Genomic DNA, 1,367 nt, shown 5'->3' with positions numbered 1-1,367 from the left:
AGAGGTCGTTAAGTCCCTCTTCCCCTGCTTCGCGATCACTCGTTCGTGTGGCCGTGATCCGTACTGGCGTGCTGGATGGGGCTCGGGTGATCTCCTGCGGCGTATGGAGAGACGGGCGTATCCGAGCGACATGACGGACGAGCAGTGGGATCTGGTCAGGCCGATGATCGAGTCCTGGAAGCAGGACCGGGTGGCACGGTCGGCGACGGGAGATCCGGGCTCCTGTGACCTGCGGGAGGTGGTGAACGCGATCTTCTACCAGAACCGGACGGGCTGTCAGTGGCGCTACCTCCCGCACGACCTGCCCGCGTGGTCGGCGGTCTTCTACTACTTCACGCTCTGGCGCCAGGACGGCCTGGACCAGCGAATACAGGAACTCCTGCGCTGCCAGGTACGGGAGAGAGCCAACCGATTAGAGGACCCGTCCCTCGTGGTCATCGACACCCAGTCCGTCCGCGCGGCGGCCGGGGTCCCCAAGAGCACGACGGGACTGGACGCGGGCAAGAAGACACCGGGCCGCAAGCGCGGGCTCGTGGTCGACGTGCTGGGCCTGATCATCGGGGTCGTCGCGCTCGCAGCCTCCGCGCACGACAACGCCGCCGGCACCGCCCTGCTGACCCAGGCCGCCGAGCGGTGCGGCAACCGCCTGGAGAAAGCCCTGGTGGACCAGGGGTTCAAGGACGAGACCATCATCCACGGAGCCCTGCTCGGCATCACCGTCGAGACCGTGATCCGCAACCCCGACGACAAGGCCAAAGGGTTCGTCCCGCAACCGAAGCGGTGGGTGGTCGAGCAGGTCAACGGCACCCTGATGCTCCACCGCCGTCTGGTGCGCGAGTACGACCACCGGCCCGACAACTCCACCTCCCGCGTCTACTGGGCGTCCACCGCGAACATGACCCGCCGCCTCACCACGCCTTCCCCGGCCTGGCGCGACGAGATCGTGGCGGCCGCATGAACAACGACATCACCGAGCTCCTCACCAGCCTGCAGGCCGAGCACGACCGGGCCGCAGCCAGGACCGACGACCTGCGCCGACAGATCGAGCACCTCGCCACCGCCCTGGGCGAGGCCGAGGCCCGTCTGGCCGAACTGGCCACAGCCAGAAAGGTCTTCGCCGAGCTCGCACCGACCAAAACCGCATCCCAGCCGGCCGAGCAGTCCACTGCCTACCAGGCCATCGTGAACGCCTTCAACCAGCACCCCGACCAGGAATTCCGGGTCCGAGACCTGCACGAACTCCTCGGCATGCCCACCGACGACCCCGCCCTGAACGTCACCCGCAGCCGCCTCGGACGCCTCACCCGCCAAGGCTTCCTCACCCAGCCCGGACGGGGCCTCTACCGGAAAGGGACTTAACGACCTCT

2 protein-coding genes are annotated in these 1,367 nt (G+C 67.7%); both read left to right on the top strand.

Annotated features, from left to right (window positions below; translation table 11 throughout):
- Positions 1 to 103 precede the first annotated feature (103 nt).
- Positions 104 to 958 carry an IS5 family transposase gene (locus tag AB0N06_RS38895; RefSeq protein WP_366139376.1) on the top strand — a complete coding sequence of 285 codons (855 nt, stop codon included), beginning with the start codon at positions 104 to 106 and terminating at the stop codon, positions 956 to 958.
- Entirely contained in the window at positions 955 to 1,359 is a 405-nt protein-coding gene (locus tag AB0N06_RS38890; RefSeq protein ID WP_366139375.1) for a hypothetical protein, read from the top strand. The genes AB0N06_RS38895 and AB0N06_RS38890 overlap by 4 nt, the downstream gene beginning before the upstream one ends.
- Positions 1,360 to 1,367: the final 8 nt, after the last annotated feature.

It is taken from the genome of Streptomyces sp. NPDC051020 (assembly GCF_040683105.1).
Taxonomy (GTDB): Bacteria; Actinomycetota; Actinomycetes; order Streptomycetales; family Streptomycetaceae; genus Streptomyces.
Note: the sequence above shows the minus strand (reverse complement) of the source record. Positions and strands in the feature narration are given on the sequence as shown.

Coding starts and splice junctions, on each gene's coding strand:
- AB0N06_RS38895 (WP_366139376.1), top strand. CDS start 104: ATGGAGAGACGGGCGTATCCGAGCGACATGACGGACGAGCAGTGGGAT.
- AB0N06_RS38890 (WP_366139375.1), top strand. CDS start 955: ATGAACAACGACATCACCGAGCTCCTCACCAGCCTGCAGGCCGAGCAC.